Origin of the sequence: Streptomyces sp. NBC_01003, assembly GCF_045162695.1 — a bacterium.
GTDB lineage: Bacteria > Actinomycetota > Actinomycetes > Streptomycetales > Streptomycetaceae > Streptomyces.
In genome coordinates this window covers 2,088,872-2,111,657 of the sequence record NZ_CP108707.1, presented here as the reverse complement: position 1 = coordinate 2,111,657, position 22,786 = coordinate 2,088,872, and the positions used below count along the sequence as shown (strand labels likewise).

Here is a 22,786-nt window from a genome sequence, read left to right as displayed (position 1 = left end):
CCCTCATCACCCGTACGCGACCTGCGCGTATTTATGGATGAGGCCGCCAAGGCGGTCGCGCCGGATGACACGCGACGGGCCATCGGCAGCGGGCGGTTCCGGCACGCCGGCACCATCGGGACATCGTTGTCCGAGTGATCGGTGAGGCCGATGCTCATTGTGGTGACCGCCGTACTCGTCGACGAGGAGGCGCAGGTGCCGCTTCAGCGGATTCCGATAGGGGATCTCGAAGGGAATGGCTTCCACTCCGGTGATTTTCGCGGCGCTCCTCCTGTGCATTCATTGCTTTCCCGCTCGGAAGACGTCAGGGATGTCCAGTTTCTTGTGAGAACGTCTGCTCGGTGTTTTGAGAGAGTCGTCGTCCGTGCGCCAGGGCCGGCGGAACGCGGAACGCGGAACGCGGAACGCGTCCTCGATCTCCTGGCAGACCACGTTCTCGCGTGGCACGGAGCAGACGGAGTCCGGGAGGACGGCGTTGCCGAGGCCGGTGGCAATCAGGGCGAGGGCCGCGGACGCCTCCGCGACCTCGTACGTGCTGTGGGGACGGAAGCCCGTGGCCAGACGGCTGCGGACCCCGGCCAACGGCTCGTCATCCGGTCTGCCGGTGGGAGGCTGTCCTGCTCGGGCGGCCTGTTCGACGGTGTGACCGAGGGCGAAGTCCCACCAGCAGCGATGACTTTACGAGCCCCACAGGCAGCCCAGGTGAACGGCGCATCTCGACTGCGCAGAGCTGTCGTTGACCGTGGTTGACCGCACGATGTGGCACGGCTGTGGCACACGACCGCTTCGTCCCGAAGCGACTTGAGCGAGGCCGCTACCTAGGGTTCGCACGTCTCTTACGAGCGTTGATGGTCCGCAAGCATCCGTGCACGTCCGAGGTTGCTCGTCGGCGTTGTCGCGCAGTGAGACACTCCCCGCCTGATCGGAGGATGCGGTCCAGCGGTGGCCTGGTCGGCGTTGACCCGGTAGAGACTGGCACGGTGGACATAGCTTCGGAACTGCGTGTGCTTACGGGCTCGTTGTCGCGAGAAGAGGGCGTCTTCGGCCGTGCGTTCGACGAGACCGACGGATCGGCTCCGGAACTCGTCCGCCAAGTGGCCGCCCAGGCCGAAGAGGCTTGGAAGCACTATGCAGTGGCCGGCGCAGTCGGCCCAGACATACCGGTAGAGATCCAGGACGCACTATCGCAGATCGACGCTGAGCGCGCCGTGGAGCTCTTGACCTACCTGGCGTCCTACGACCTCGTGTTCCCGGGCTCAGGACGCGGTGACCGCGCCCACGCTCATAGAGCGGCGGAACGTGTCGTGCGCCTGCTGGGCTACGAGGCGGTCTGGTACACGAACATCAGCGACCTCTCGCCCCGAGAACGGGCGTGGAACCCGGTCACCCGGCACACCTTCGATGGTGTCGTCGTGGGGACTGGCCGTCACTTCACTGTGGTGTTGTTGCAGGTGGGTGAGGACTGAGCCCTCGACTGGGGAGAAACACCCCATCGTGCCTGACAGCCACCCCATGGGGGAAACCAGTATGGTCAGGGGTCCCATGACCTGGCAGTTCCTGGTGCGCCTCGGTAGCTGACCTGTCACTGGTTGTCGACGTCGGTCACCATTGAGCCCCTTCGCGCGGCCCACTCACGACCCGAGATGAGCGAATCGCTCATTACCTGGGCCGCGATTACCTTCATGCATGTCCCGGCGCCTCGCCCGCGGCAGGAACCGTCCGGCCGAACGCCGCGACGTCGCCCACGGCCACGTGATGGCACAGGCCGCGTGAGCCAGCGATCTGGCGCGGTCAGAGTTCTGAACCGGGCCCTTGCCGGCCGGCTTCCCCCACCCAGTCCTCGGGAAAGAGCGGCGCAGGTATCAACCCAGCGAAAGCGATCTGCGCCGCAACCTGGAAGAACAGTGGCTCGGACGCACTGGTGGCGAGGAGCGGCCACGCACACAGGACCAGCGACATGCCTAGCAGCATGCGAAACCGGACCACATCCATCCGGCGGTGCACCGTTACCGCGCACACCGCGATGAGCAAGGTTGGTATGCCAATGAACAGCAACATGCCCATCCCCAGCGCCATGATCTCCAGGAACGTGTCGTCCCACCAGACCGTCTGCGAGACAGCGAGCCACGCGGCGCCGTGAAGGAGCAGATACGTCAATACACACCGCCCCATCCGCCCCAGCACACGCCCCACCCTGCGATCGGCAACCGCATCGATGGACACTCAGCACCCCCCGCGCTCTTGATATTTGAACGCGTTCAATCTAACGCTCCGGCGGCTCCACGGCGAGAGTCCCATTGTCCTCGGCCTCTAGCACTGGTTGTAGCGTCGGCGTCAAACACAGGCAGCACTCAGCTTTGGATGCAATGGGCACACCTTGCGAAATCGGTAGGTGGTGGGCCTTTGACCCGGCGCCGCGGCAGGATTCGAACCTGCGACACCCGCTTTGGGAGCGAGGTGGAGCGAGGCGGGCCACGACCTGCGACAACCCGACATCGCCAGATGCCGGCTGCTTCCCCTGCCAGCCACCTGAGTTCCCCGTGGCTGCCTGCTAGATCTGGCACGTTTGCGGCTCGCCCGCAGCGCTCAGACTGTTTCGCGATCCAGCAAGACAAGCCCGTCTACGTTACTCAGGCGGTCACGCATTTCGTCGTCCGGCGTCTTGGTGATGGTGAACAACAGCGTCCCAACCATGGGGTGTTCCGGAGCGTAGAGATCGACCGAGTGGTCGTCACCAGGGATGGTGTTGGGCTGAATCTCGATCCTGCCACAACCGGCCTGGGCTACGTGGTAGACGCCTCGGTAATCACTCTCGCGCTCAACGAACTGCACTCCGAAGGACGTGCTGATGAGGCGAATCAACGCAGTCGGTGTGTGAGCGCTCGTGCCGTAGGCGTCGTAGTCAATCATCGCGCCGACCCTAGCCTGTGGGCGCCGGCCCCAGGACTTGAACCTGTGGCCTCATCCTTATCACGTCGATCACGGGGCCCCTGGACCGCCATCGGCAACCCGCCCGGCTAGCAACTCCTCGCCGAGATGGCCGTCAACGTGGCTGGCCGCACTGCGCCTGCGCCCGGCAGAGATTTGAACGGCCGCGTTGATCCTAGGTCGGCGGCGACGTGACGGATGGACTCAGGAGGCGCCGACGCGTACGGCGGTCGCGGCCAGGGTGGTGTAGTTCATCGTGAAGCGTCCCCCCAGGGAGTCGATGGCGGCCCCCGACGGCATCCAGTACCTCGGCCAGCTGATCGGGACGAAGCTGGGTGAGACCGCCGGTGGTGGGGAGCAGATCCAGCCATTGGTCGCGCGTGTAGGACTGCTCCCAGTTGAATCGCCACTGTTCGGGCTTCTTGAACTGTTCGGTCTCCCGGATCTTGTCGGCGAACTTCGCGTATGCCGCCTGGTACAGGTCGAGCGGGCGTCGGGCCGGTTGGCCGTTGAGCGGGGAGTCGGGCGCCGCCCGCCGGAAGGCAGCGGCGAACGGGTCGGCCACCTCGGCCGGCGGCTCGTACACGTGCCCGAAGATCGCCAGCCGTCCCCCTGGACGCAGCACACGTGCCGCCTTCACGGCGCCGGCGAGCCACCGCGGGCTCCTTCTATCTCCTCAGGAGCGGCACTCTGATGATTGGATCGGTATCAGGACGGGAGACTCGGTTGTCGGCCACGCAATCACTCCTGGCCAGGGGGGCTGCACCTTGGGGACGGCAATCTCATGGCGGTGACGGTGCCCAGCTGAGGACCTCTGATCGGACGCGTCCTTCCCAAGGCCACGCACCGGCGCACCCGTTGATCCTGCCCCGGCGAGCAGGGGCGACCAACCGAAGCGCTAGCGTTGCTGCGTGGGCGACTTCTACGAACTCCAGCTGGCCCTGGATCTCCCGGATTCCGCGGAGTTGGGTCTGCTCCGGTGGCACCTGGGCGGGGCACCAGAAGACAAGGAACCGGACGGCGATGAGGAATATCCGCTACTGACCGGCACAGGCCCCGCGCAGCGCATCGGTGGGGCGCTGGTCGGCATGCTCCAGCGCGGGCCTCGAGGCTGCTCCTTGCTGGCACGTCAGGAGGTGCACCCGGACGACTTCGCACGCCTGCGGCATCTCCTCCAGTGGATCGCTGCGCGGACAACGACCTTGGGCGCCATCGGTTATGTGCGCTTCTATGAAGACCACATCCCCGACGTACTCGTCGTCGAATCCGGATCCGTTCGTCAGGTCCCCCTCGAACTGGCCCCCGGAGCCGAGGAACTGCTCCCGGACTGAGGTTCAAGAGGGGCTCTGAATGGCTGCGCGGGGAGCTGAGATCCCCAGGACGGCTGTTCGCGTGGCGACCGTGGACAGTTGAAGCCGGCCGTACGCCATTACGGTCGCCGGTGGCACTGGAAGGAACGCCGTGCGCGAGCGCCGTCAGGCGCGCCTGCCAGGTGTACGGAACCCGCCTGCAGTACAAGCACAGGCCTTACAGCGAGGCTGCTCACATACGTGGCCTCGGGTCCCCACATGACGGTCCGGATGAGCTGCAGAACCTGCTCTGCCTATGCCCCAACCACCACGTCCTCTTCGACGGCCTGGAGATCTACATCGATGATGACGGCGTTGTGAGGCAGGCCCACGGGGACGAGCCGCTGGGGCACCTTCGCCGACACGCCGGCCATCGCATCGATGAGGCATACCTGCGCTACCACCGAACTCTGTGTGAGCTGAACGGTCTTACCACCGAGTAACAGCTCACGTACGACTTCGGTACTCCGGCTCGCTGCGAGTATCGGCTCGACGATCGGCAGTCGTCCTACCGAGGACCTGTTGCGCGAGTATGAGCGGCGTGCCCCGTCCACCGTTAGGCCCCTGGCATCCCCCCCCCAAGGGCCTCGCCATCTTCCTCGGCTCACCTGCGGCGATACCCCCAGGTCCCGTCCACGTCTCGTCCACGGGCCCCGACATACGGCCGCTTCGGGCGCGGCGACCGCGACGGCCGCTGGGGTCACCACCGCTACGACCACCGCTGACTGTCCTTGGGGGTGCCCTTCCGCAGTTGGGGGAGGGCACCCCTTCCGCGTGCTCTGCATGCCTTCGGCCTGACACCTCGCCCTGGTCGATCGGCCCGCTGATCGGCGAAGCCAGAGGCCCACTGATCAACTTTCCTGTTGAGCTTGTTCCGCTTTGACGGACACCATTGGTGTGGTGGTCAGGCTGCGAGTGCGGTCTCGTAGTCGGCGGGACTGCGGTAGCCGAGGCTGCTGTGCAGACGATGCAAGTTGTACCAGCCCTCGATGAAATCAAAGATCGCGGTGCGAGCGGCGGCCCGGCCGGGCCAGGTGCTCGTGTCGAGCAACTCCCGTTTGATGGTGGCGAAGAAGGACTCGGCGAGTGCGTTGTCCCAGCACTGTCCGGTGCGGCCGACCGACAGCCGGATGTCCAACTCGGTTGCCAGAGAGGCGAATTGCCGCGCGAGTGCTCATGGATTTGCGTGATCTGTTCGGTCAGCTCGGCATCGCGGACTGCCCGCGGGCCGGGAGTGCCGGTGCGGCGGGCATAGAAGGCGGCTCTGGAGACCTGCAGCAGTTCACACGCTCGCTTGACGTTGTGGCCGCTCTGCTTCTCCGCCTCGATGAACGGGTGCACCGTCACCGGGTCTCCTTCACGAAGAAAGCCGTGGCCCGCTTGAGGACCTCCACGTCCTCCCGCAACCGGCGGTTCTCCCGCCGCAACGCGGTCAACTCCTCGCGTTCACTGCTGGTCAGCCCGTCCCGTTCACCGGCATCGACCTCGGCCTGGCTGACCCACAACCGCACCGCTGTCTCGGTCAGATCGAAGTCCTTGGCGACCTGGCCGACCGAGCGGTCACCACGTCGGCACAGCTCGACGATCTCGGCCTTGAACTCCGGCGTGAACGAACGGCGAGGCCGAGGCTTCTTCTTCCCCCTGCTCTCCATGATGGACATCCTCCCGGGGCAGAACCCCTGATCTCGGATGTCCGTCAAAGAGGATCAAGCCCAGCCGACCTCACCGGCACGAGCTTTAGCAACGCCACACGGTGGACTGCCTACGCGAAACGAGGCTGGTTCGACTACATCGGGTCCCGCACACAGATTTGACCGTTCCCCAGAGCGGCGGCCTATGGGCCGGCGAGACCACCACGAGATACGGGGCCATCATCTCGCTTCAGCGCATTCGTCGACGAAGGCGCAAAGCCGGCGAACGAGGCTCAGGCAGGAGGGGGTGCGGTCCGTGGTGCGCTGTATGCGGAACGCATCCTGGAGCCACTGTTGCCAGAGGCCGCCGGGCCGGAACTGCCCCTACAGTTCCGGCCCGGCCCGGAACCGTCGCCGTATCCGGTACCGCGTCAGCGACGCCCGGCCTCCGCCAGCGCAGTGAGGACGCGCCGGGTCTTACTCTCGGGGTGCTCGGAGAGCGCCACCCCTCGCTCCCGTACTGCCTCCGCCAGCTTCCGCTGCTTGCGCTCGGCCCGCGCCGTGAACTCCGCGGCGTCGTCCCCGTCCTTGGGCTTCACCCGGATCGAAACCTCCAGGAACTCCAGGCCGGCGACCGACCACGCCTCCAGGTCGACGTCCAGGTCTTCGAGCGTGACGTCGTCGGCCTTCGTCGAGAAGACCGGGCCCAGCGCGACCAGCCCGTTGAGCCGGACGGCGGGGGCGCAGGCGTGCAGGAACTGATCCTGCACCTCGTCGATCGGCGCGGCGGGATCGGCCCCGGGCTCCACCGCGCCCGACAGTGCGCCCGGCGGGTGATCGTGCACCAAGGAGGCAGCCAACACCCTGCTGTCCTGCGACCAGTCTTCCTCGATCCGGTACGTGAACGGCGTGGTCTCGAACTGGGTCGTGAACCGGCCGACCAGCTGCTCCCGGGTGCACGGACGCAACTTGACGGTCAGGTCGTCCCGACTGCCACCGATCCTGAACCGCACGATCACGCCGTCGTCCAGCAGCGGCACCCGCCCCTCGGCGACACCGTCCCGGTCCTCGGCGAACCAGATTCGACGCGTTGTCAGCGCGCTGTGCGAACCGCCGAGAGCTGACAGTGCCCCCGCCACGTCGCCCTCGATGTTGACCTTGATCTCGACCGGCAGCAGGTCCATTGCATCGCTCCTGCACGCGTCTCAGAAGATCATGAATCCTTCTTTTCCAGGATATCCATACCACCCCAGGGCCGCATCGGATCCGACGGGCAGACACCTCAGGCGCAGTACGGGGGTGCGTGGTCGAGGTTCTTCTCGGTGACCAGGACGAGCGGGGCCGTGGCGATCTTGGGGGTGGGCTTGTCGGCGAGCAGCGCCAGTGCGTTCGCCACCGCCATCCTCCCGTTCGTCAGGGGTGAGTTGGTGACTGTGGCGGTGACGAGGTCGGCGTCATCGCCGGCGCACCCGGAGCCACCTCCGACGTCCTGGTCGGCGGCTTCACCGGCAACCTCCCCGGCAACGCGAAGCTGGTGGCGAACCAGCCCGGCATGTTCGGCCCGGCCAAGGCGCAGGAGGTGGCCGAGAACATGATTCAGGCCCGACCGCCGCGAGGAGATCCTGGCCATGATCAGGACGTTGTCCGGACCCTGGGTCTCGTACAGGCCGGCGACGAGGTGGCGCAGGCGGGGTCTGCCGGGGATCGGGCCGTAGGTGAGCAGGGCGGCGTCGAGTGGCCGCAGCTCCGTGCAGCGATAACGCAGCCGGTACTTCGCTCCCAGATCCTGCTCGTCCCGCAGGGGGAGTGGCAAGCTCAGGCGGGTCGGCGCTGAGCACCACCAAGCCGGTCCTTTCACCAGCTGAGCCGCCACTCGATCCCGACGCACCGTCAGGTCCTTTGGGAACTGATCGACATCGTCGGCAGCGGCAGACCTCTCGATCTCTACCGTCCGGTCCAACGAACCACTGCTGGTTCATTGGCTGCTCGGATTGGCGTACCTCGGACCGCTGGCGGAGGATGAAGACGGGGGCACTCGGCACCGTGGGCCGGACACGGACCGCGGTCGGCACGTGGAGGTCAGACATGACCCGAGCCGGTTCCCTTGCGTCGTCCCCGATTCCCGACTCGCTCAAGCCCGGCGGGATCGAGTCGGAGAACCATCCCTGGAAGATACGGCTGGTCGAGCACCCCAAACGCTTCGAGTCGTCGTTCTTCCGCGCAGCGAAGAAGACGGCGCACAAGATCCTCGACGAGATCAGCGACACGGATCTGCCGTATGGGTCCCGGCCCGCCGGCTCCGAGCACTGGGAGATGCACCACGGGGGCAGCCTCTGGGTCAAGGGAGCGGGCGGATGGCGGATGTACCGGGCCCGGGTGGGCATCGAGTGGAGCATGCAGTTCTGCGCTGAGCCGGTGAAGGTTGACCGGCTCAGGCGGGAGGCGGCCGAACTCATCGATGCCTTCCCGCTGACATTGCCGGCCCTCGCCGCGCTGGGATACGAGGAGGCCGAGGCACTGCTGCGCACCCCGATCAAGGACGCGGACGGTGTAGAGGCGTGGACCGACTCGCTGTTCAACGCATGTGTGCCCATGACTCACGGCAACCACCAGGGCATTCTGCCCAAGGTGCCCGGCGAGCACCACTACCCCTGGCCCGTCAAGGGGGCGGACTTCGTCCGGTACGACGACTTCCAACTGTGGGTGACCCTGCCCGACGGTACCCATGGCGCCGTCGCTCCGGTGGACCGGCGGGGTTCCGGAGACGGACACGTCCGCCTGGTGCACGTCCCCGAGGGCAGCAGAGCTGCGGACACCCTGGCCGAGGCGCAGGACCAGGGGCTGATGGCGGTCCTGCCGCCGAACAGCTCCGCTGCGCTCCAGGCGTTCGCCGAGCAGATCGACCCCGGACGACGCACCGCGGCCGGCGCCCTGGCCGCGGGCCGGGCGCGCCACAACGGCCGAGGCCCCCGCTAGACCCGCCGGACGAGGAGCCGATATGGCGCGCAGGATCGTCATCTGCCTCGACGGGACGAGTAATCAGGTCGGCGCTCGCCACCCCACCAACGTGGTGCGACTGTTCGAAATGCTGGAGACGGACGACCCCACGCGCCAGCTCCTGTATTACGACCCCGGCGTCGGCACCATGTCGTCGGCCGCCGCCCGCGGTCCGGTCGATCGCTGGCTGTCCCGTGTGGGCGGTCTCGCCTTCGGCACCGGGTTGAGGGCCAACCTCGCCGAGGCGTACACGTACTTGATGCGGCACTGGGAGCCCGGCGATCTCGTGTACGTCTTCGGTTTCAGCCGCGGGGCCTACACCGCCCGCGCGCTGGTCGGGATGCTCAACAAGCCCGGACTCATGCGGACCGGCTCGGAGAATCTCGTCCCCTACGCGGTGGCCAAGTACGCCTTCAACCAGGACATCGACAAAAGCGAGCGGGAGGTGGCCCGGTTCTCGCACGCCTTCTGTCGGCGCACCGACCGCGAGCCGCTGTGGGCGGCGGTCAAACGCAACGATCCGCGGCAGGTCTCCCACTACGCGCTGCCGGTCGCCTATCTCGGAGTCTGGGACACGGTGAAGGCGGCGGGCATCCTCCGCCTGGGCGATCTGCAGTGGCCCTACACCCACCAACTCCCCAACGCCGCCCGCATCCGCCACGCCGTTTCCCTCGACGAGAAGCGGCGCCCCTTCCGCGAGTTCCTGGTGAAACGTCGGCCGGAGCCGCTGCGCGACACTGCGCAGGAGGTCTGGTTCGCCGGCGTCCACTCCGATGTCGGCGGCACCTTCGCCCATGAGAAGGGCGATCCCCTGCTCTCGACGATCACCCTCAAGTGGATCACCGACGGAGTCTGCCAGGACCTCGTCTTCCGCCCCGGCGCGTACGCCGAGGCCTGTGCGGTGAGAGAGGAGTTCGCCGACGCGGCCATCCACCACAACGGCCCGTTCTGGATCCTGGCCGGCCGGCGCTCGCGCCGCGTACCCGAGCACGCCGTGCTGCACACAAGCGTCCGGCTCCGCCTGGAGCGAGACCCCAAGTACCGTACGGATCTGCCCGATCCGACCGAGCCACACCGCTGGGCCGACCCCGACTGGACCAAGCCCTCCCAGCAGGACGGCTGACCATGCCGGACAGGACGTCCTGTCCGGCATGGTCAGCCGTCCTGCTGGGAGTCACGACCAGCTGGGAGTCACGTCGGACCCGAAACGTCCACCAGCCGGGCGCTTTTCGAAGTGCAGGTGGGGTCCGGTGGCGTTCCCGGTCGAGCCCACTTCGGCGACCCGTTGCCCTGCCCGAACGGAACCACCGTTGACGTCCCGATGGGAGAGGTGGCAGTACCAGTAGTCGAATCCGCCTGACCTCAGCACGAGGTAGTTGCCGAAGCTGCCATCGTGCCCGACGCGAACGGTACCGCTGACGACGGCGACACAGGACGCACCCTTCGGGGCAGCGTAGTCCGCACCTGTGTGGTACCCCAGACTCCAGTGGGGTCCCTTCTTGTGGTACGAGGTTGTCACGGTGTGTCCTGGCACGGGAGAGGAGACGCGCCCACCCGCGCCACTCGTCGCCGGGACGTGGAGCCGGTCCCAGGACTGCCGGCCGGGTATGCCGTCGGCGTCACTCGCCGAGAGGCCGATCTTGTGCTGCCAGGCGGCGTAGGACCGGCGGTCGGTGTCGGTCCACACGGGGCCTGGGCCCGTCGTGTACTTCCCGCACCCTTCCGCGACAAGTCGTTTCCCCATGGCAGTGATGATCGAACTGCGTCGGCCTATATGGAAGAACTCAGCTCCAGGGAAAGGCTCTTGCGCAGGCATGACTCTCTCCTCAATAGGGCTCAATAGGGATGGGGCGGCAGGTGTGGATTTGCCTGCTGGACCCGCGAGATGTCTCCGTATCTCCGCCAGATGTAGTTGATGGCAGCTGCGACGTTCGCAACCGGGTCATAGATCCGGTTCGTCGTACCTGCCTGGTGATTTTCAGCGAAGGTATCGGGAATCACCTGCGCATACCCGCGGGAACAGTTGAGTCTTGCTCCGTCCACCTGCCGCGACCCCGTGGCGTTCACGTCGTTCTGATTCACCGCGTTGGCATCGAAACTCGACTCCCGCTGTATGAGGGTGAGCAGGTTCGCGTCATTACCGACCCCGGTGACCCATTCCGTGGGGGCGCCTGTTCGCTCGCACGCCTCCAGCGCAAACGTGCGGGCGGTGTCCCTGTCCTTGCTGATCCCTGAATTCTTTGTGCACAGGACGGAACTCTTGGCGATAGACCCGGTATGCCGACAATCCACACTGAACCCGGCTGTGGCGCCGAGTTTCCTCAGGGAGGAGCAGCCGGGGATTCCGTCAGCATCCGAGCCGTTGAGGCCGATCGACCGCTGCCAGGCAGCGTAGGCGGACTTCGTCTGCGGGCCGAACAAGCCTGTGGCTCCTGAAGGGATACTGAAACCGGCTTCAATCAGTGCGCTCTGCAAGGCCTTTACGTCATTGTTGGTCTTGCCGAATCGCACGTTCGAAAGGGAGACCATCGTGCTCCTCCTCGACTTGGAGGCTGATCGGTCAGCTTTCGCACAGCCCCGGTCAGGCTTCGCACAACACCCATGCATGGGTACTCCGCGCGAACTTTTCTTGCTCCGCGATGCTATTGCGCTCCAATTCCAGCGTGCGCCGACCGGACCTGTCCCGCAAACGGAGCAACGCGCCAAGTCCGCCGCGGGGCCTGGGTGATTGCCGTCAAACGTTGGGGACGCGCAGCCTGTCCCAGCTCGCTTTGCCAGGGATGCCGTTGGCGGCACTGCCGGAGGAGCCCAGCTTCTTCTGCCAGGCGGTGTAGGACCTTGCGTCACCCGCCCCCCACACAGAGATGTTGCTGCTGGACCGGTACCGGTTGCAGTCCTCGGCCACGAGCCGACGGTGCATCGCGGCGATGACCGGCGATTTCCGTCCGGTTTGGAAGAAGGATGGACCGGGGAACGGTTCGAACTCCGGACGATCAGCGTCCCCCCCGCCCGATTCGCCCGGCTGCTCCTGCACGAACGCGGGCCAGGACCCGGGGTCGATGTGGTTGTTCTCCGGGACATGGGCGTGCGCGTACCAGCCGCCCCGGGACCTCCAGACCTCCGGTGAGCGGGCCGAGACGAAGTCGGTCGGGCGGCCCATGGGCCAGGTGTCCGGCACGCCCCAGGAGCGTACCCATGTGTTGAGTTCGCTCCAGCCCTTGCAGGGGGTGTCGGTCAGCTTGGCGCATACTCGGCCGTCGGCGCGGCAGTTGGGGAAGAAGAGCGCTTCGATCTGGAGAACAACTGCGCCGGCGCGGTTGGTGCGGGTACCACCGGGTGAATCTGCGAGCGCTTTGCTGCGGGAGGTGGCAGGGAGGAACTGGGCGAACGCGCCGGTGAAGGGATCCCACAGGATATGCGGTGCCAGGCCTTGTCCATCGTGGGTGAAGAAGGTCTTGAGACGGGCGAAGGGCACGAGATCCTGCGGGGCTTCCACGGTGGCATTGAGGTCCGCTGTGATATGCGCGATCGCCTTCGGCGGAAACCCCGGGTCACACGGCGCGTGATCGCCGAGGTCCACCTTGATGGCCTGCGGCATCCATATCTCGGGCATGTCAGCAGGATGCCCGAGATAGGCCTGATCGCGCGACCGGAAACGTCTCAGGCTGTCGAGCCTCGTCCCGAAATCCAGGCCGAGTTGCGCCAACTCGGCCTGGATTTCAGGGCATTGGCCTCGGTGCCGGCGCCGAGGCCAATGCCGCCCCCTCGGTGAGACCTGGCTGTAGTGACGGGCAACGGCCGGAGCTGCTGGTCGCTGAGTTGCAGGCCTCTGGCGACGGGCGGAAACTGATGCCATACCAGGCGCGCGCATGGATCGCCCGTTGAAACCGGAAGCGTCTTCTCCTCCAGGGAGAGAACTCCATGCTCGGCACAGCAATTGGCCGCCTTCGATATGAAGACGTCCTCGCGCCGCGGCATCTCAAGGCGGACGTGCGTGCTCTTCAGGTAGTTGATCCCGTCGACCTCCTTGAGTATGTCGGTACCCAGTATCGCGGGGGCAGCGCCTAACGCGCGTCGCAGGCGTCGACGGCTCGTACCAGCATCTGACGGACCGGCAGCACGTTTTTACGGGACGTCCTCGAGGGTGGACATAAGGGTCTCGGATCAGAAGACGGTGACGCTGTTCGTCAACCACTTCAATCCAATGTCGGCACGCGTACCACCACCGGCGAAAAACGCGAGCGTCAGGCGGATGAGGTGCGCTACCGCACCGATCGGAGCACATCCCATGACCGACGACATCCGAGGCTCCTTGCTCAGGTCCGTGGCCGCGACGCCGTGTGCGATCGTGCCACCGCATCTGCTCAACCGGCTGGCCCGAGCTGAGGACCCGGCCGTGCAGGAGCCTGCCCGCCGCACCCTTGCGCTCGACGCGGCACAACGCGTCCAACGCAGGCTGACGGCCGAGATCGGCCCGACCGCCGCCTTGCCGACGCGAGGCCCCGACCACTCCGCCCGCACCGTCTGCGACGTCGAGCACCGGCAGGAGTTGCCCGGCAGACGGATACGCGGAGAGGGCGAGGCCGACGCACCGGACACCTCGGTCAATCAAGCCTACGACGGCCTTGGAGCCACCTTCGAGTTCTATCTGCAGACCCTGTCCCGCTCGTCCATCGACGGGGCCGGCCTCCCGCTGGACGCCAGCGTTCACTACCGCCGGGACTACGACAATGCCTTCTGGGACGGCGAGCAGATGGTCTTCGGCGACGGGGACGGGCGCATCTTCGGCGACTTCACCCAGTCCCCCGACGTCATCGGCCACGAGCTCACCCACGGCGTCACCCAATACACCGCCAACCTGACCTACATGGGCCAGTCCGGAGCCCTGAACGAGCACCTGTCCGACGTATTCGGGTCCCTGGTCGAGCAGTACGCCAAGGACGAGACAACCGAGGAAGCGAACTGGCTGATCGGAGAGGAACTGCTGCGCCCCGGAGTACAGGGCGTCGCTCTGCGCTCGATGAAGGCGCCCGGCACCGCGTACGACGACGATGAGCTCGGCAAGGATCCGCAGCCTGCCCACATGAACGACTTTGTGCAGACCTTCGCCGACAATGGCGGCGTGCACATCAACTCGGGCATCCCCAACCACGCTTTCTACCTCGCCGCGACTCAGCTCGGCGGCCACGCCTGGGACGGTGCCGGCCGTATCTGGTACGACGTGCTCACCGGTGGCGAACTCGCCGGCGACGCCGACTTCACGTCCTTCGCACGGCTGACCGCGGACGCCGCCGCCGCCTACGGGCCGCAGGAGCACGATGCGGTACTGCTGGCGTGGGATGCGGTTGGCGTACCCACGCACGGGCTGAGTCGGCCAGTGTCCCCGTAGAACTGCGCGCCTGCGTGATCGGCCCGATGGGCTTCTGCACCTACGGCTGGGCACGCATCCCCGCCGACTAGGACCAGCACGAGTTCCTCGTTCGCCGCAGCATCGACGACAGCGAACCTCCTGTCCGGAGCCCGAAGGGGACTCATTCGTGTAGGCCGTCCGGCGGCATTCGGATGGTGATCCGAATGATCACCACGGACGATGGTGCTCGAGTCCCGGCGCAGCACCAGCTCTCCTGGTCCGCTGCGGGGATCGGATGCTCCGAGACGCCACCGCGAGGTAAGCGCCACAGGAAGTAAGCCGGCAGGGGCTCGCCGGACGGCGCTCCGTCCGTGCAGCCCCAGTGACGTTCGAAGGAGACACTCCTTGGGTTCAGTTGGCGTACGCCGGTGCCGTCCGGCGGGACCTTGCACCAGCCGGCTTGGGTGTGTCTCTGGTCGCGGTCACCATCGGAGCGGACGGCTCTCCCGCATCGTCCTGCAGCGTCGGGAGCTGACCACGTGAAGGTTCCCCTCTGGCCCGGCGTCGGCTCCTGGCTGCGGGATTTGCTGGTCCCGACGAGCAACAGGCGGTCACCGGCGACCCTGGCATTGATCCTGGTGGTTCTGCTTCTGACGGGGCTGCCGCTGGGCTGGCTCGGCATCGAAGACATCCGCGGTGCCCTGACCTACGCGGGTCGCATCACCGGTGCCATCCTCATCCTGGTCTCGGTCACCACACTGGTGGGCGCCGTCGCGGCATGGGACCACTGGTTCCGAAACCGCATTCCCTACTCGGGAACGGTCGCCCTGATCGGCACGGTCGCGGCATTCTTGACCAACGCCGCGCTTTTGCTCATGACGTTCAAGGACGTCGATTCCACGGCCTACCGGGTGCTGTGGTGCCTGATCACGGCGGGTTGCGCCTGGGCTGTCTTCGCGGTGTGGCGGACATCGGTCGAGATCCCCGCTCCGAAGCGGGTGGCCGCGGCGCTGATCGCCACCGGGCTCATCGCAATGGCGAACTTCGGCTACGAGCGTCTCTACCAGCCGTACCAGCACAGCGCCAGACCCCTCATCACGATGACCGTGAGAAAGCCTGTGCTGAGGGAGGACCGCAAGGCGTTCGCGTTGCCGGTCGACATCAGGGCCGAGAACCGCAGCGACGTGGGCTTCTACGTGCTCGGCACCGAGTTCCACGCCATGGGGGAACGAGTGCAGATCAGCGCGACGGACCGAAAGCGCGAGCAGTGGCGTGACGATGCCGAGAAGTGGCGGCCATTCCAGGAGAAACACCCGCTCTCCCGCCGGGAGATCCAGCAGCCCGGCGAACTGGTGGCGGCGCAGCCATGGGCGCCCGCCGGACACTGGATCGAGCCGGGTGACACGTTCGTCACCCAGACGGTCGTGCAACTGCCCATGGACACGCCGTACGACCAGTTGGCGTTCTACGCCCAGGGGAGCTTCGCACGCAAGGACAGACTCGGCCTGTCGCAGATGCAACTGACCGGGTACTCCTGGAGCGACGGCCAGGTGCCCGACTGGGTGAGGGCGACGAAGGACGTCGACAACGTCGTCTACCGCGGCCGGGTATCCGAGAACAACGCGATCGCCGCGTATACCAGGGACACCCGTTACGTCACCGTCTATTGGCAGTTCGGTGTGCATGGCGCAGGCCTGCTGCAAGCCATCAGGCGAAAAGGCGAGGAAAACCGCGTCAACAGCGAATCGGAAGACCGCGAGTCGGAAAGCCGGTACGGCATCATCGACTCCATGCAGGGCCCCATCGAACGGACCCTGTGGGATGTCAAGGGCCGGCACTGACCGGCATGAGCGCGCGGGAGCGCTGGTCCGATCTCTCCAGCCACACCACCAGGGCGAGAGAGCTGTTCATACGATCCCAGGAGTATGAGTCCCCGATGCCGAGCTGCGCCTCCCGCACCGCCCGGCACAACGTCTCGACGTCGAACATCTCCGCGATCAGCGGATGCCGCGCGGAGCGGCAGAGGTCGACGAGTTCGTCGCCGTGTGTCCGCAAGCCGAGGGCGTAGAGCTCGTCGAAGGGGACCTTGACCGTTCGGCCGAGTATCCGGGGCGGGAGCAGATCTGCCATGGCCTCGCGCAGGACCGCCTTCGGACGGCCCGGACGGAACGTGGCTTCGGCGGGAAGGCGGCGCATCGTGGCGACGACCTCCGGGTCGAGAAAGGGGTGCGAGAGAAAGAATCCGTCCTGCTGCGCGCGGCGCCAGGAGAGCGGGTCCGGAGCGGCGATGTAGTTGGCCGCGTCGTAGAGCGACTGTTCCGGCCGGCGTCCGAACACGAAGCGGCTCTCCGCGACGCTGGCCTCACGGTAGCCGTGAGCCCGCGCGAATCCGGATCGCAGCCATCGGGGGCGGGTGAAGTTGCCGAGGCCGCCGAGCACCGTTCCCCGGCGCTGGACGAGCGCGGTGAGCCGTTCGGCGGCCAGCGGCAGAGTCGGCTGCACTACGTAGGCGGAGACGACGTCCCGCAAGCCCCGCTCGCCGCCCGTGGCCCAGGCACGTGCCTGCTTCGTCATCTGCCGGAGCTGTCCTGTGCGGGCCAGCCTGTGCAGGTGAAGCGGGTTGGCGTCGGCAATCGGATCGGCCCCGCAGCCGGTCAGGAGGGTGTCACAGCCTAGTTCCGCCGCGGCGGAATGGAGCCTGCTCCAGAACGGGGCGCGGAAGGCGTGCGCATGAGGCTCGTCCGCGTCCCCCGCGTGGTGCCGAAAGTCGTCGAAGTCGGCCACATCATCGACATCGATCATCATCGGGTGGGCCGCGGGCACATGACGGCGGATCGCTTCCATCGCCTCGTCGAGGTACGGCTGTTCCTCGGCCAGTTCTCCCCTGCCGAAGCGTCCGGCAAGCAGGACCAGGTCCCCAGGGCGGTCCTGTCCCGCGGCCAGCAGACGTGCCGCGAGCAACGCGACGCTGGTGGAGTCGGTGCCGCCGGAGACGTGGCACGCCGTCGTCCTGCCCATACGGCGCCCGACAGCGTTCTCCAGCGCGAGGCGCAGATCCTTCGCGGCGCCGCTGAAGCGGGGACTGTCTGCTCCGGGTACCGACAGGTCCTCCGCCTCACGGACGTGTCGCGGCACCCGACCGCGCATCTGCCCCGTGATCGAAAGTTCCACCACCTCGCCGCCCAGTATTCGGTGCACCCCGGCGAAAGGGGTGAGTTCCGAGTGGGGTTGCGCCGTGTTCCCGGTCAGGTACCGGCAGAAGTAGCGACGTTCCAGCTCCGCTCCGGCGCCCAGGCGGCGCACCGAGGTACTCACCGCGCTCACACGGCCGCCGGCCTCCCTGAAGAACAGGGGGATACGTGCCTGCTCGTCCCGCATCAGCAGGATGCGGTCGCGGTACACCAGGACAGCCGCGTAGTCGCCGGTCGGTAGACGCGACGCGACTCCCAGCCGGCTGAAGTCGTCGAGGAGCCGGCGCGCACCCGCCATGCGGTCCCGGACCGAGCCGACCCAGCCGGCGACCACCGCGGTTCCGGTCTGTGAGGAGACCGTCGTCACGAGCCCCTGCTCGGCCATGGCCCCGGCTGCCGAGAGCTTCGGTGTGCTCCCGGCCCAGTCGAGGCGGAGTGCTTCCACGTCAGTGGCCTCCGCCGTTGATCGAGAGAACTGTAGTGAACGCGTGCCCGCGCGGATCGGCGTCGGGGATGCACACGTCGGCCGAAGACGTCCAGGCGTGCAAGGCGAACGGGTGCTCGCGCGCACCTACGTGGAGGACGGCCTTCAGACCGCGCCGACGCAGTAGGACAAAAGCTGTCACGGCCTCGGCCTTGCAGTCGTCGTTGACGCACCAGCTTCTGCGGCCGTACGAGTGCACCGCCCGCTTCAGCGAGGCGACGTCTTCCGCGGAAGCGGGATCTGCTCGGGCATAGTCCGGGGCCGCCAGGGACAGGAGCCGAAGGACGCGCCCGAATCCGATGGTCCGGATCAGTAGATGCACTCCGCGCAGCCAGAGCCCGACCTCGACGTTGGAATGCTCCTTTTGCCGGCCCGTCACGCACCGGGCACGGATAAGACCGGTGACGAGTTCGGCGCGTTCCGTGGAGCTTTCGTCGGCGAACTTCTGGATGTCCGCGGTCGCCATTCCAAGAAATCGCGTCCGCTTCCAGTCCGCGATCAGCGCTCCGCCGGACGTCCGTGTGACCCGGCAATGCGGTGACAGGATCCGCTCCATGGCCACCAGGGCATCGGTCTCCTCTGCCACCGCACATCCTCCAATGTCGCCTACTGCGGCGGCTCTGAGGCGGACTCGGTTCGACTTGTGGACGGTGTTTCAGCCAAGGTATCCGTGACCGTCGTAGTGGCTGCCGCTGAAGCCCCGGATCAGACGGCCGTTGCCGATAAAGACAAGCCCACGCGGCATACGACGTCGCAGCAGTCGAGCAAACATGGCCTACCTCCTGGTCGGGTATCGTTGGTTGATTTCAGGCTACTCTGCCAAGAATGCCCCGCAACTGGACCGCCGGCGCCCGCGCTGCGAAGCACGAGTGATTCGCAGGACTGCCTTGTCCGTGCGTTCCGGCATCGTGTCCCTCCGCCACGGACGTCGTGGCTACTGAGGTTTCAGGGTGGGGTCGGTGGTGTGAGGGCAGTGAGTTCGTGATGAGGCAGCCGTCGACGAGGTGGGGCCTGATTGGGACTTTGCGTAACTCGCGGCGGAGTGTGCGGACTCGAGGTCGTTGGGTGTGTCGAACGCGGTGTTGGCCATTGCCCTCGGCAGCAGTGAAGACCACCACGATCGGGCCGTCGTCGAGCTGGATGTGGGCCCGGACCAGCAGGTCGCGGTAGTCCTTCCAGGAGAAGCTTTTGCGTGCATCCTTGAGCAGCAGATGGCTGCGCGGCCGGTAGATCAGCCGGCTCGCTTGGCCCGGGCGGTAGCAGCACAGGGCTGCCACCGAGGTCCGCCAGCGGGATCTGCCTGGCGGACGCGGTAATGGTGCGGGCCGAGCCCGAGGTGTTCGGTCCGGTGGCCCGATCCGACTTTCTCCGGCCTCATCGGCGCCCTGGTCGCGTCCGGTCCCAAGGCGCCGGCAGCGAACCGCTCTGCCCTTGCCGAAGTATGGGTGCGAGACTGGGAGTTGGTCGGAGCGAACGGTCCATGCCGTCGGCGGAAACGTGATCGTGGCCATCGACGGTGTGCTGGTCGTGCACTCCGAGAAGCAGCGCCACCGCGACCTGGAAGAAGATCTTCGGCCACCACCCGCTCGTCGCGTTCATCGACCGTGGCCGGACCGGGTCCGGGGAACCGGTAACCGCCCTGCTGCGGCCCGGTAACGCGGGCTCGAACCCCGCAGTCGACCACGTCGAAACCACCCGGCTCGCGCTGGCTCCACTTCCCAAGTGCATGCGGCGGGGCCGGCAGACGCTGATCCGCACCGACTCCGGCGGCGGCACCCACGGCATCCTCGACTGGCTCTCCCGCCGGGGCCGTTGGCTGTCCTATTCCGTCGGGATGACCACCACCGACGCCATCCACCAGGCCGGGCTGGAGATCCCGAAACGCGCGTGGACACCAGCCTATGACTCGGGCGTCACCGAGCGGCCTGGCACCTGGGGTGCGGAGTTCACCGATGTGCCACACCTCTGTTTTTGACCCAGGGGGCGGCTGATCGTCCGCAAGGAACGGCCGCACCCCGGCGCCCAGTTGTGCTTCATCGACGTCGACGGACTGCGCCTGACGTGCTTCGCGACCAACACCAAGGACGGTCAGCTCGCCGAGCTGGAACTGCGACACCGCAGGCGAGCCCGCTGCGAGAACCGCATCCGAAACGCCCGCGACACCCGGCTTCCGCAACCTGCCCCTGCACGACCGGACGCAGAATCAGATCTGGCCTGGATGCCGATGCTCGCCCCGACCGACGACACCCGCCGCTGGGAGGGAACCCCAAGCGCCTGCGCCTGTGGCTGTTCACCGCCGCGGCCCAGCCCGTAGTCACCGGCCGCCGCCGATGGGCTCCGTTTCACCACCCGGTGGCCGTGGGCCGGCGTCATTACCCCGGCGATCAACCAGCTGCATCGCTTTCCGGACCCAGGCTGACCAGCCATTTCGACTGTCTCGACAACCTGGACCCCACACCGGTGAACTGGAACCCGGCGCCCACCCGATTGAGAGCCGGGCCCACAACCTGCCCCGGCCCCCCGGAAAGCCCGCACCACACAAGCACAGAGTCCCCATCAACGAACCGATGGGGACTCATGAACGAAGGTTAGGCCACCTCCCTGCAGTGGTCGGGACGGTGGTCAAAACCCGATGGACGGGCCACCGACTTCGACGTACGACAGCTGCACCGCACCCGCTGCACCGACCTGCAAGGGCCCCAGTGCAGTCGTACGGTAGAAGAAGTGGTTCGCCATTGCGCGAACACCATGGGGGCAAGATCACGTCTCGGTTCGGCCGTCGCTCTTCGTGGCCGTTTACGTGAATGACTGTCAGGTTCTGACGAGCCGGAGGGGCAGTACACACAACCGGAGCACATGATGACCGCCGCAGCAACGATCGAAGAGAGTTGGTGCCTGAGCCAACGCACCTCGACGACCTTCGACCTCGCGGGAACATCAACCAGTTCTCAACCCCGGGCACAACCTCGGGCACGCGGAGCTGATCGCCGAGTTGGACCAGAGTCGACGGCATCGGCAGGATGATCGCCAACACATTCGACGGACCTCTGTGCCAGGTGCTGGCCGCGCAGTTCGTCTCCGACGACTTCTTCGGAGCGACCCATGTCCCACAGGAAGCAGGAACCGGAGCAAGTGGCTACGGTGACTCGCCCCAAGAACGCAAATGACCTGACAGGCAAAACTACGGCCCGGAGACCGGGGCAATGATGCCGACCGCGATGCTCCGCATACTGGCCGAGGTCTACCTGGACAGCGACGAACTGGCGTGACGAGAAGGTGTCTGGTGGCATGGGTCATCCACCCGGGAACCTATCAGTCGACATAGATGCTCATGACTGCTGACCTTTGCTAACCCGGAGGCAACGTCGACCCGTTCGACCACCACACCGACCTCCGTGCACACAAGCACATCCACGGTACCGGAACAAGTAGGGAGTAATTGCTGCGCCCCCGCAGAAATGGTAGGCCTCCGCCAACACTGGGAGGTAGGGGATGTTCTCAGCGCGATGGTGAGTCGGAGGACTGAACAATGACAGGAAACCATCAGCGGATGTATCCGGACGAAGCTGGGGACGTAGCAGGGCGGAACAGGTCCTCATGGCATCAACGCGCCTCAGCCTATGTCGCTGAACTGCAGGCGGAGTTGGATAGGATCGAAGTCCGCGGTGACCTGTCAGACGAGACAAAGAGCTTGCTAGAAAAGGCAGAGGTGCAACTTCATGCAGCTCGGGAAGCCTTGAACGGTCCGGACACCTTGCTCTCATCGATTTCCGGGTCGGTTGTAGACCGAACATGGGCCAATATCCACCGGGCTGAATTGAGCATCCTGAAGCTCGCAAGTGACAAAGATCTTACGTGGTGGGGGACCGAAGTTCTTGCGCGAGCCAAACAGCATTTGGGTGACGAAGATCCAATACGGAATGAACTGGAGTCACAAGTCGATTTGAACGGAAAAAGGCTCGACGCGCGGTTCAGGGACCTGGCCGTTAGAGTACTGCGTGCGGCCAACGACGCCCAGGATTTGGAGCGTTCGAGACTGCGAAGCTTCCGTAACATTCTACTGATTTCTGTTCTTCTCACGAGTACCATCGCCATACTGATTGCGGTTTGGGGTTATGCCAACCCTGAGGCGATAGCGCAGAAGCTCTGCTTCGTTTCGCCACCACCAGATAATAAGGCATTCTGCCCAGTTGGAACCCACCCTGCCGGCGGCGACGTTCTAATTGTCGAATTCTTCGGCCTATGTGGCGCAGCCTTGGCGGGAGCTGTTTCGTTGCGGAATATGCAAGGTACCGCGACGCCGTACATGGTACCTATCTGCTTGCTGTTGCTGCGACTGCCGGTTGGCGCCCTCGCTGCTATATTTGGCCTTCTGATCATCCAGGGCGGTTTTGTGCCGGGATTCTCCAATTTGGATAGCGGAGCACAAGTGCTTGCATGGGCGCTCGTCTTCGGTGTCGCACAGGAATCCGTGACCCGCCTGATCGATCAACAAGGAAAGAAGATCATAGGAAACGTGAGAGGGCCATCACGCGGCTTCGACAATGACCCTAAGGGGAAGTCGGCAAATCTTGAGGAAAAGGCAGCAGGCGGTGTGGCAATGAACAGTCGTAGGAAGACTGGCTGGCGATACGTCTTTCACTGCCGACGTTACTGAGACTGTTCAGAGTGGCCCACGGACCAGGTGACGGCATAGACGTCCGCAACGCACGAGGCTCCCGTGCCGTCGAGAGAGGTGCTCGACGTCTCAACTCATCCGGGGGAGTTCCGGCGCGGTCGCGACCGCGCCGGGCCATCTCCGGGCCCCAGGCCAGCGGCCACCTCGGCTGTGGGAGTGCCGCGGGCGCGGGGGTCGG

20 protein-coding genes, 1 tRNA gene and 4 pseudogenes are annotated in these 22,786 nt (G+C 66.0%); 9 read left to right on the top strand and 16 right to left on the bottom strand.

The genetic code is table 11. From position 1 onward, the window contains the following. Positions 1 to 6: 6 nt before the first annotated feature. Together OG698_RS10020 and OG698_RS10015 are read right to left on the bottom strand one after the other, a co-directional pair. The gene (locus OG698_RS10020; RefSeq protein WP_406102709.1) at positions 7 to 246 is read right to left on the bottom strand and encodes a hypothetical protein; all 240 of its coding nucleotides are present in this window, start codon (positions 244 to 246) and stop codon (positions 7 to 9) included. 33 nt (positions 247 to 279) lie between these two features. Continuing rightward, positions 280 to 582 carry a hypothetical protein gene (locus tag OG698_RS10015; RefSeq protein WP_406102708.1) on the bottom strand — a complete coding sequence of 101 codons (303 nt, stop codon included), beginning with the start codon at positions 580 to 582 and terminating at the stop codon, positions 280 to 282. A gap of 398 nt (positions 583 to 980) precedes the next feature. On the opposite strand from OG698_RS10015, the gene OG698_RS10010 reads away from it, so the two are divergent. Then, positions 981 to 1,466 (top strand): hypothetical protein, encoded by a 486-nt coding sequence (locus tag OG698_RS10010; RefSeq protein ID WP_406102707.1) that lies wholly within the window; start codon positions 981 to 983, stop codon positions 1,464 to 1,466. A gap of 325 nt (positions 1,467 to 1,791) precedes the next feature. Here OG698_RS10010 and OG698_RS10005 read toward each other — a convergent pair whose 3' ends face one another. The 4 genes and pseudogenes from OG698_RS10005 to OG698_RS09990 form a co-directional block, all read right to left on the bottom strand. Continuing rightward, positions 1,792 to 2,223, bottom strand: a complete 432-nt coding sequence (locus OG698_RS10005; RefSeq protein ID WP_406102706.1) for a hypothetical protein — start codon at positions 2,221 to 2,223, stop codon at positions 1,792 to 1,794. Positions 2,224 to 2,412: 189 nt separating this feature from the next. Then, a tRNA-Ser gene (locus OG698_RS10000) sits at positions 2,413 to 2,486 on the bottom strand. 100 nt (positions 2,487 to 2,586) lie between these two features. Continuing rightward, a complete protein-coding gene (locus tag OG698_RS09995; protein WP_406102705.1) occupies positions 2,587 to 2,910 on the bottom strand; it encodes a hypothetical protein in 324 nt (107 codons plus the stop codon). A gap of 222 nt (positions 2,911 to 3,132) precedes the next feature. Further along, positions 3,133 to 3,577: pseudogene (locus tag OG698_RS09990) on the bottom strand (SAM-dependent methyltransferase); the annotation flags it as partial. 262 nt (positions 3,578 to 3,839) lie between these two features. Here OG698_RS09990 and OG698_RS09985 point away from each other — a divergent pair. Beyond that, a complete protein-coding gene (locus OG698_RS09985) occupies positions 3,840 to 4,259 on the top strand; it encodes a hypothetical protein (RefSeq protein WP_406102704.1) in 420 nt (139 codons plus the stop codon). Between the two features lie 110 nt (positions 4,260 to 4,369). Further along, entirely contained in the window at positions 4,370 to 4,720 is a 351-nt protein-coding gene (locus tag OG698_RS09980; protein ID WP_406102703.1) for an HNH endonuclease, read from the top strand. A gap of 461 nt (positions 4,721 to 5,181) precedes the next feature. On the opposite strand, the gene OG698_RS09975 is transcribed toward OG698_RS09980, so the two are convergent. From OG698_RS09975 to OG698_RS09960, 4 genes are all read right to left on the bottom strand, one after another. Next, complete coding sequence (locus tag OG698_RS09975) at positions 5,182 to 5,427, bottom strand: transposase (RefSeq protein WP_406110945.1); 246 nt, start codon at positions 5,425 to 5,427, stop codon at positions 5,182 to 5,184. Between the two features lie 193 nt (positions 5,428 to 5,620). Continuing rightward, a complete protein-coding gene (locus OG698_RS09970) occupies positions 5,621 to 5,929 on the bottom strand; it encodes a transposase (protein ID WP_406102701.1) in 309 nt (102 codons plus the stop codon). 410 nt (positions 5,930 to 6,339) lie between these two features. Next, positions 6,340 to 7,092, bottom strand: a complete 753-nt coding sequence (locus tag OG698_RS09965) for a hypothetical protein (protein ID WP_406102700.1) — start codon at positions 7,090 to 7,092, stop codon at positions 6,340 to 6,342. Positions 7,093 to 7,190: 98 nt separating this feature from the next. Continuing rightward, a complete protein-coding gene (locus OG698_RS09960; RefSeq protein WP_406102699.1) occupies positions 7,191 to 7,721 on the bottom strand; it encodes a hypothetical protein in 531 nt (176 codons plus the stop codon). 272 nt (positions 7,722 to 7,993) lie between these two features. Between OG698_RS09960 and OG698_RS09955 the strand changes: the two genes are divergently transcribed. After that, a complete protein-coding gene (locus tag OG698_RS09955) occupies positions 7,994 to 8,884 on the top strand; it encodes a DUF6424 family protein (RefSeq protein ID WP_406102698.1) in 891 nt (296 codons plus the stop codon). 22 nt (positions 8,885 to 8,906) lie between these two features. Next, positions 8,907 to 10,028, top strand: a complete 1,122-nt coding sequence (locus tag OG698_RS09950) for a DUF2235 domain-containing protein (protein ID WP_406102696.1) — start codon at positions 8,907 to 8,909, stop codon at positions 10,026 to 10,028. 51 nt (positions 10,029 to 10,079) lie between these two features. Here OG698_RS09950 and OG698_RS09945 read toward each other — a convergent pair. The 4 genes and pseudogenes from OG698_RS09945 to OG698_RS09930 all read right to left on the bottom strand — a co-directional run. Beyond that, positions 10,080 to 10,367 (bottom strand): annotated as a pseudogene (locus tag OG698_RS09945) (M23 family metallopeptidase); the annotation flags it as partial. Positions 10,368 to 10,475: 108 nt separating this feature from the next. Then, positions 10,476 to 10,718 (bottom strand): annotated as a pseudogene (locus OG698_RS09940) (peptidoglycan-binding protein); the annotation flags it as partial. Between the two features lie 23 nt (positions 10,719 to 10,741). Next, positions 10,742 to 11,434 carry a transglycosylase SLT domain-containing protein gene (locus OG698_RS09935; RefSeq protein ID WP_406102695.1) on the bottom strand — a complete coding sequence of 231 codons (693 nt, stop codon included), beginning with the start codon at positions 11,432 to 11,434 and terminating at the stop codon, positions 10,742 to 10,744. A 205-nt stretch (positions 11,435 to 11,639) separates the two neighbouring features. After that, positions 11,640 to 12,518 carry a peptidoglycan-binding protein gene (locus OG698_RS09930; RefSeq protein WP_406102694.1) on the bottom strand — a complete coding sequence of 293 codons (879 nt, stop codon included), beginning with the start codon at positions 12,516 to 12,518 and terminating at the stop codon, positions 11,640 to 11,642. A 675-nt stretch (positions 12,519 to 13,193) separates the two neighbouring features. Between OG698_RS09930 and OG698_RS09925 the strand changes: the two genes are divergently transcribed. Together OG698_RS09925 and OG698_RS09920 are read left to right on the top strand one after the other, a co-directional pair. Beyond that, positions 13,194 to 14,294, top strand: a complete 1,101-nt coding sequence (locus OG698_RS09925; protein ID WP_406102693.1) for a M4 family metallopeptidase — start codon at positions 13,194 to 13,196, stop codon at positions 14,292 to 14,294. 500 nt (positions 14,295 to 14,794) lie between these two features. After that, the gene (locus OG698_RS09920; protein ID WP_406111747.1) at positions 14,795 to 16,096 is read left to right on the top strand and encodes a hypothetical protein; all 1,302 of its coding nucleotides are present in this window, start codon (positions 14,795 to 14,797) and stop codon (positions 16,094 to 16,096) included. Here the strand turns inward: OG698_RS09920 and OG698_RS09915 are convergent. Together OG698_RS09915 and OG698_RS09910 are read right to left on the bottom strand one after the other, a co-directional pair. Beyond that, the gene (locus OG698_RS09915; protein WP_406102691.1) at positions 16,080 to 17,891 is read right to left on the bottom strand and encodes an asparagine synthase-related protein; all 1,812 of its coding nucleotides are present in this window, start codon (positions 17,889 to 17,891) and stop codon (positions 16,080 to 16,082) included. The two genes, OG698_RS09920 and OG698_RS09915, sit on opposite strands and share 17 nt — an antisense overlap. Position 17,892: 1 nt before the next feature. After that, positions 17,893 to 18,516, bottom strand: a complete 624-nt coding sequence (locus OG698_RS09910) for a lasso peptide biosynthesis B2 protein (protein WP_406102689.1) — start codon at positions 18,514 to 18,516, stop codon at positions 17,893 to 17,895. Between the two features lie 705 nt (positions 18,517 to 19,221). On the opposite strand from OG698_RS09910, the pseudogene OG698_RS09905 reads away from it, so the two are divergent. After that, positions 19,222 to 20,349: pseudogene (locus OG698_RS09905) on the top strand (transposase); the annotation flags it as partial. 1,110 nt (positions 20,350 to 21,459) lie between these two features. Further along, positions 21,460 to 22,587, top strand: coding sequence for a hypothetical protein (locus OG698_RS09900; protein WP_406102687.1), 1,128 nt, complete (start codon positions 21,460 to 21,462; stop codon positions 22,585 to 22,587). Positions 22,588 to 22,786 lie beyond the last annotated feature (199 nt).

Coding starts and splice junctions, on each gene's coding strand:
- OG698_RS09995 (WP_406102705.1), bottom strand. CDS start 2,910: ATGATTGACTACGACGCCTACGGCACGAGCGCTCACACACCGACTGCG.
- OG698_RS09970 (WP_406102701.1), bottom strand. CDS start 5,929: ATGGAGAGCAGGGGGAAGAAGAAGCCTCGGCCTCGCCGTTCGTTCACG.
- OG698_RS09965 (WP_406102700.1), bottom strand. CDS start 7,092: ATGGACCTGCTGCCGGTCGAGATCAAGGTCAACATCGAGGGCGACGTG.
- OG698_RS09955 (WP_406102698.1), top strand. CDS start 7,994: ATGACCCGAGCCGGTTCCCTTGCGTCGTCCCCGATTCCCGACTCGCTC.
- OG698_RS09950 (WP_406102696.1), top strand. CDS start 8,907: ATGGCGCGCAGGATCGTCATCTGCCTCGACGGGACGAGTAATCAGGTC.
- OG698_RS09935 (WP_406102695.1), bottom strand. CDS start 11,434: ATGGTCTCCCTTTCGAACGTGCGATTCGGCAAGACCAACAATGACGTA.
- OG698_RS09930 (WP_406102694.1), bottom strand. CDS start 12,518: ATGCCCGAGATATGGATGCCGCAGGCCATCAAGGTGGACCTCGGCGAT.
- OG698_RS09925 (WP_406102693.1), top strand. CDS start 13,194: ATGACCGACGACATCCGAGGCTCCTTGCTCAGGTCCGTGGCCGCGACG.
- OG698_RS09900 (WP_406102687.1), top strand. CDS start 21,460: ATGACAGGAAACCATCAGCGGATGTATCCGGACGAAGCTGGGGACGTA.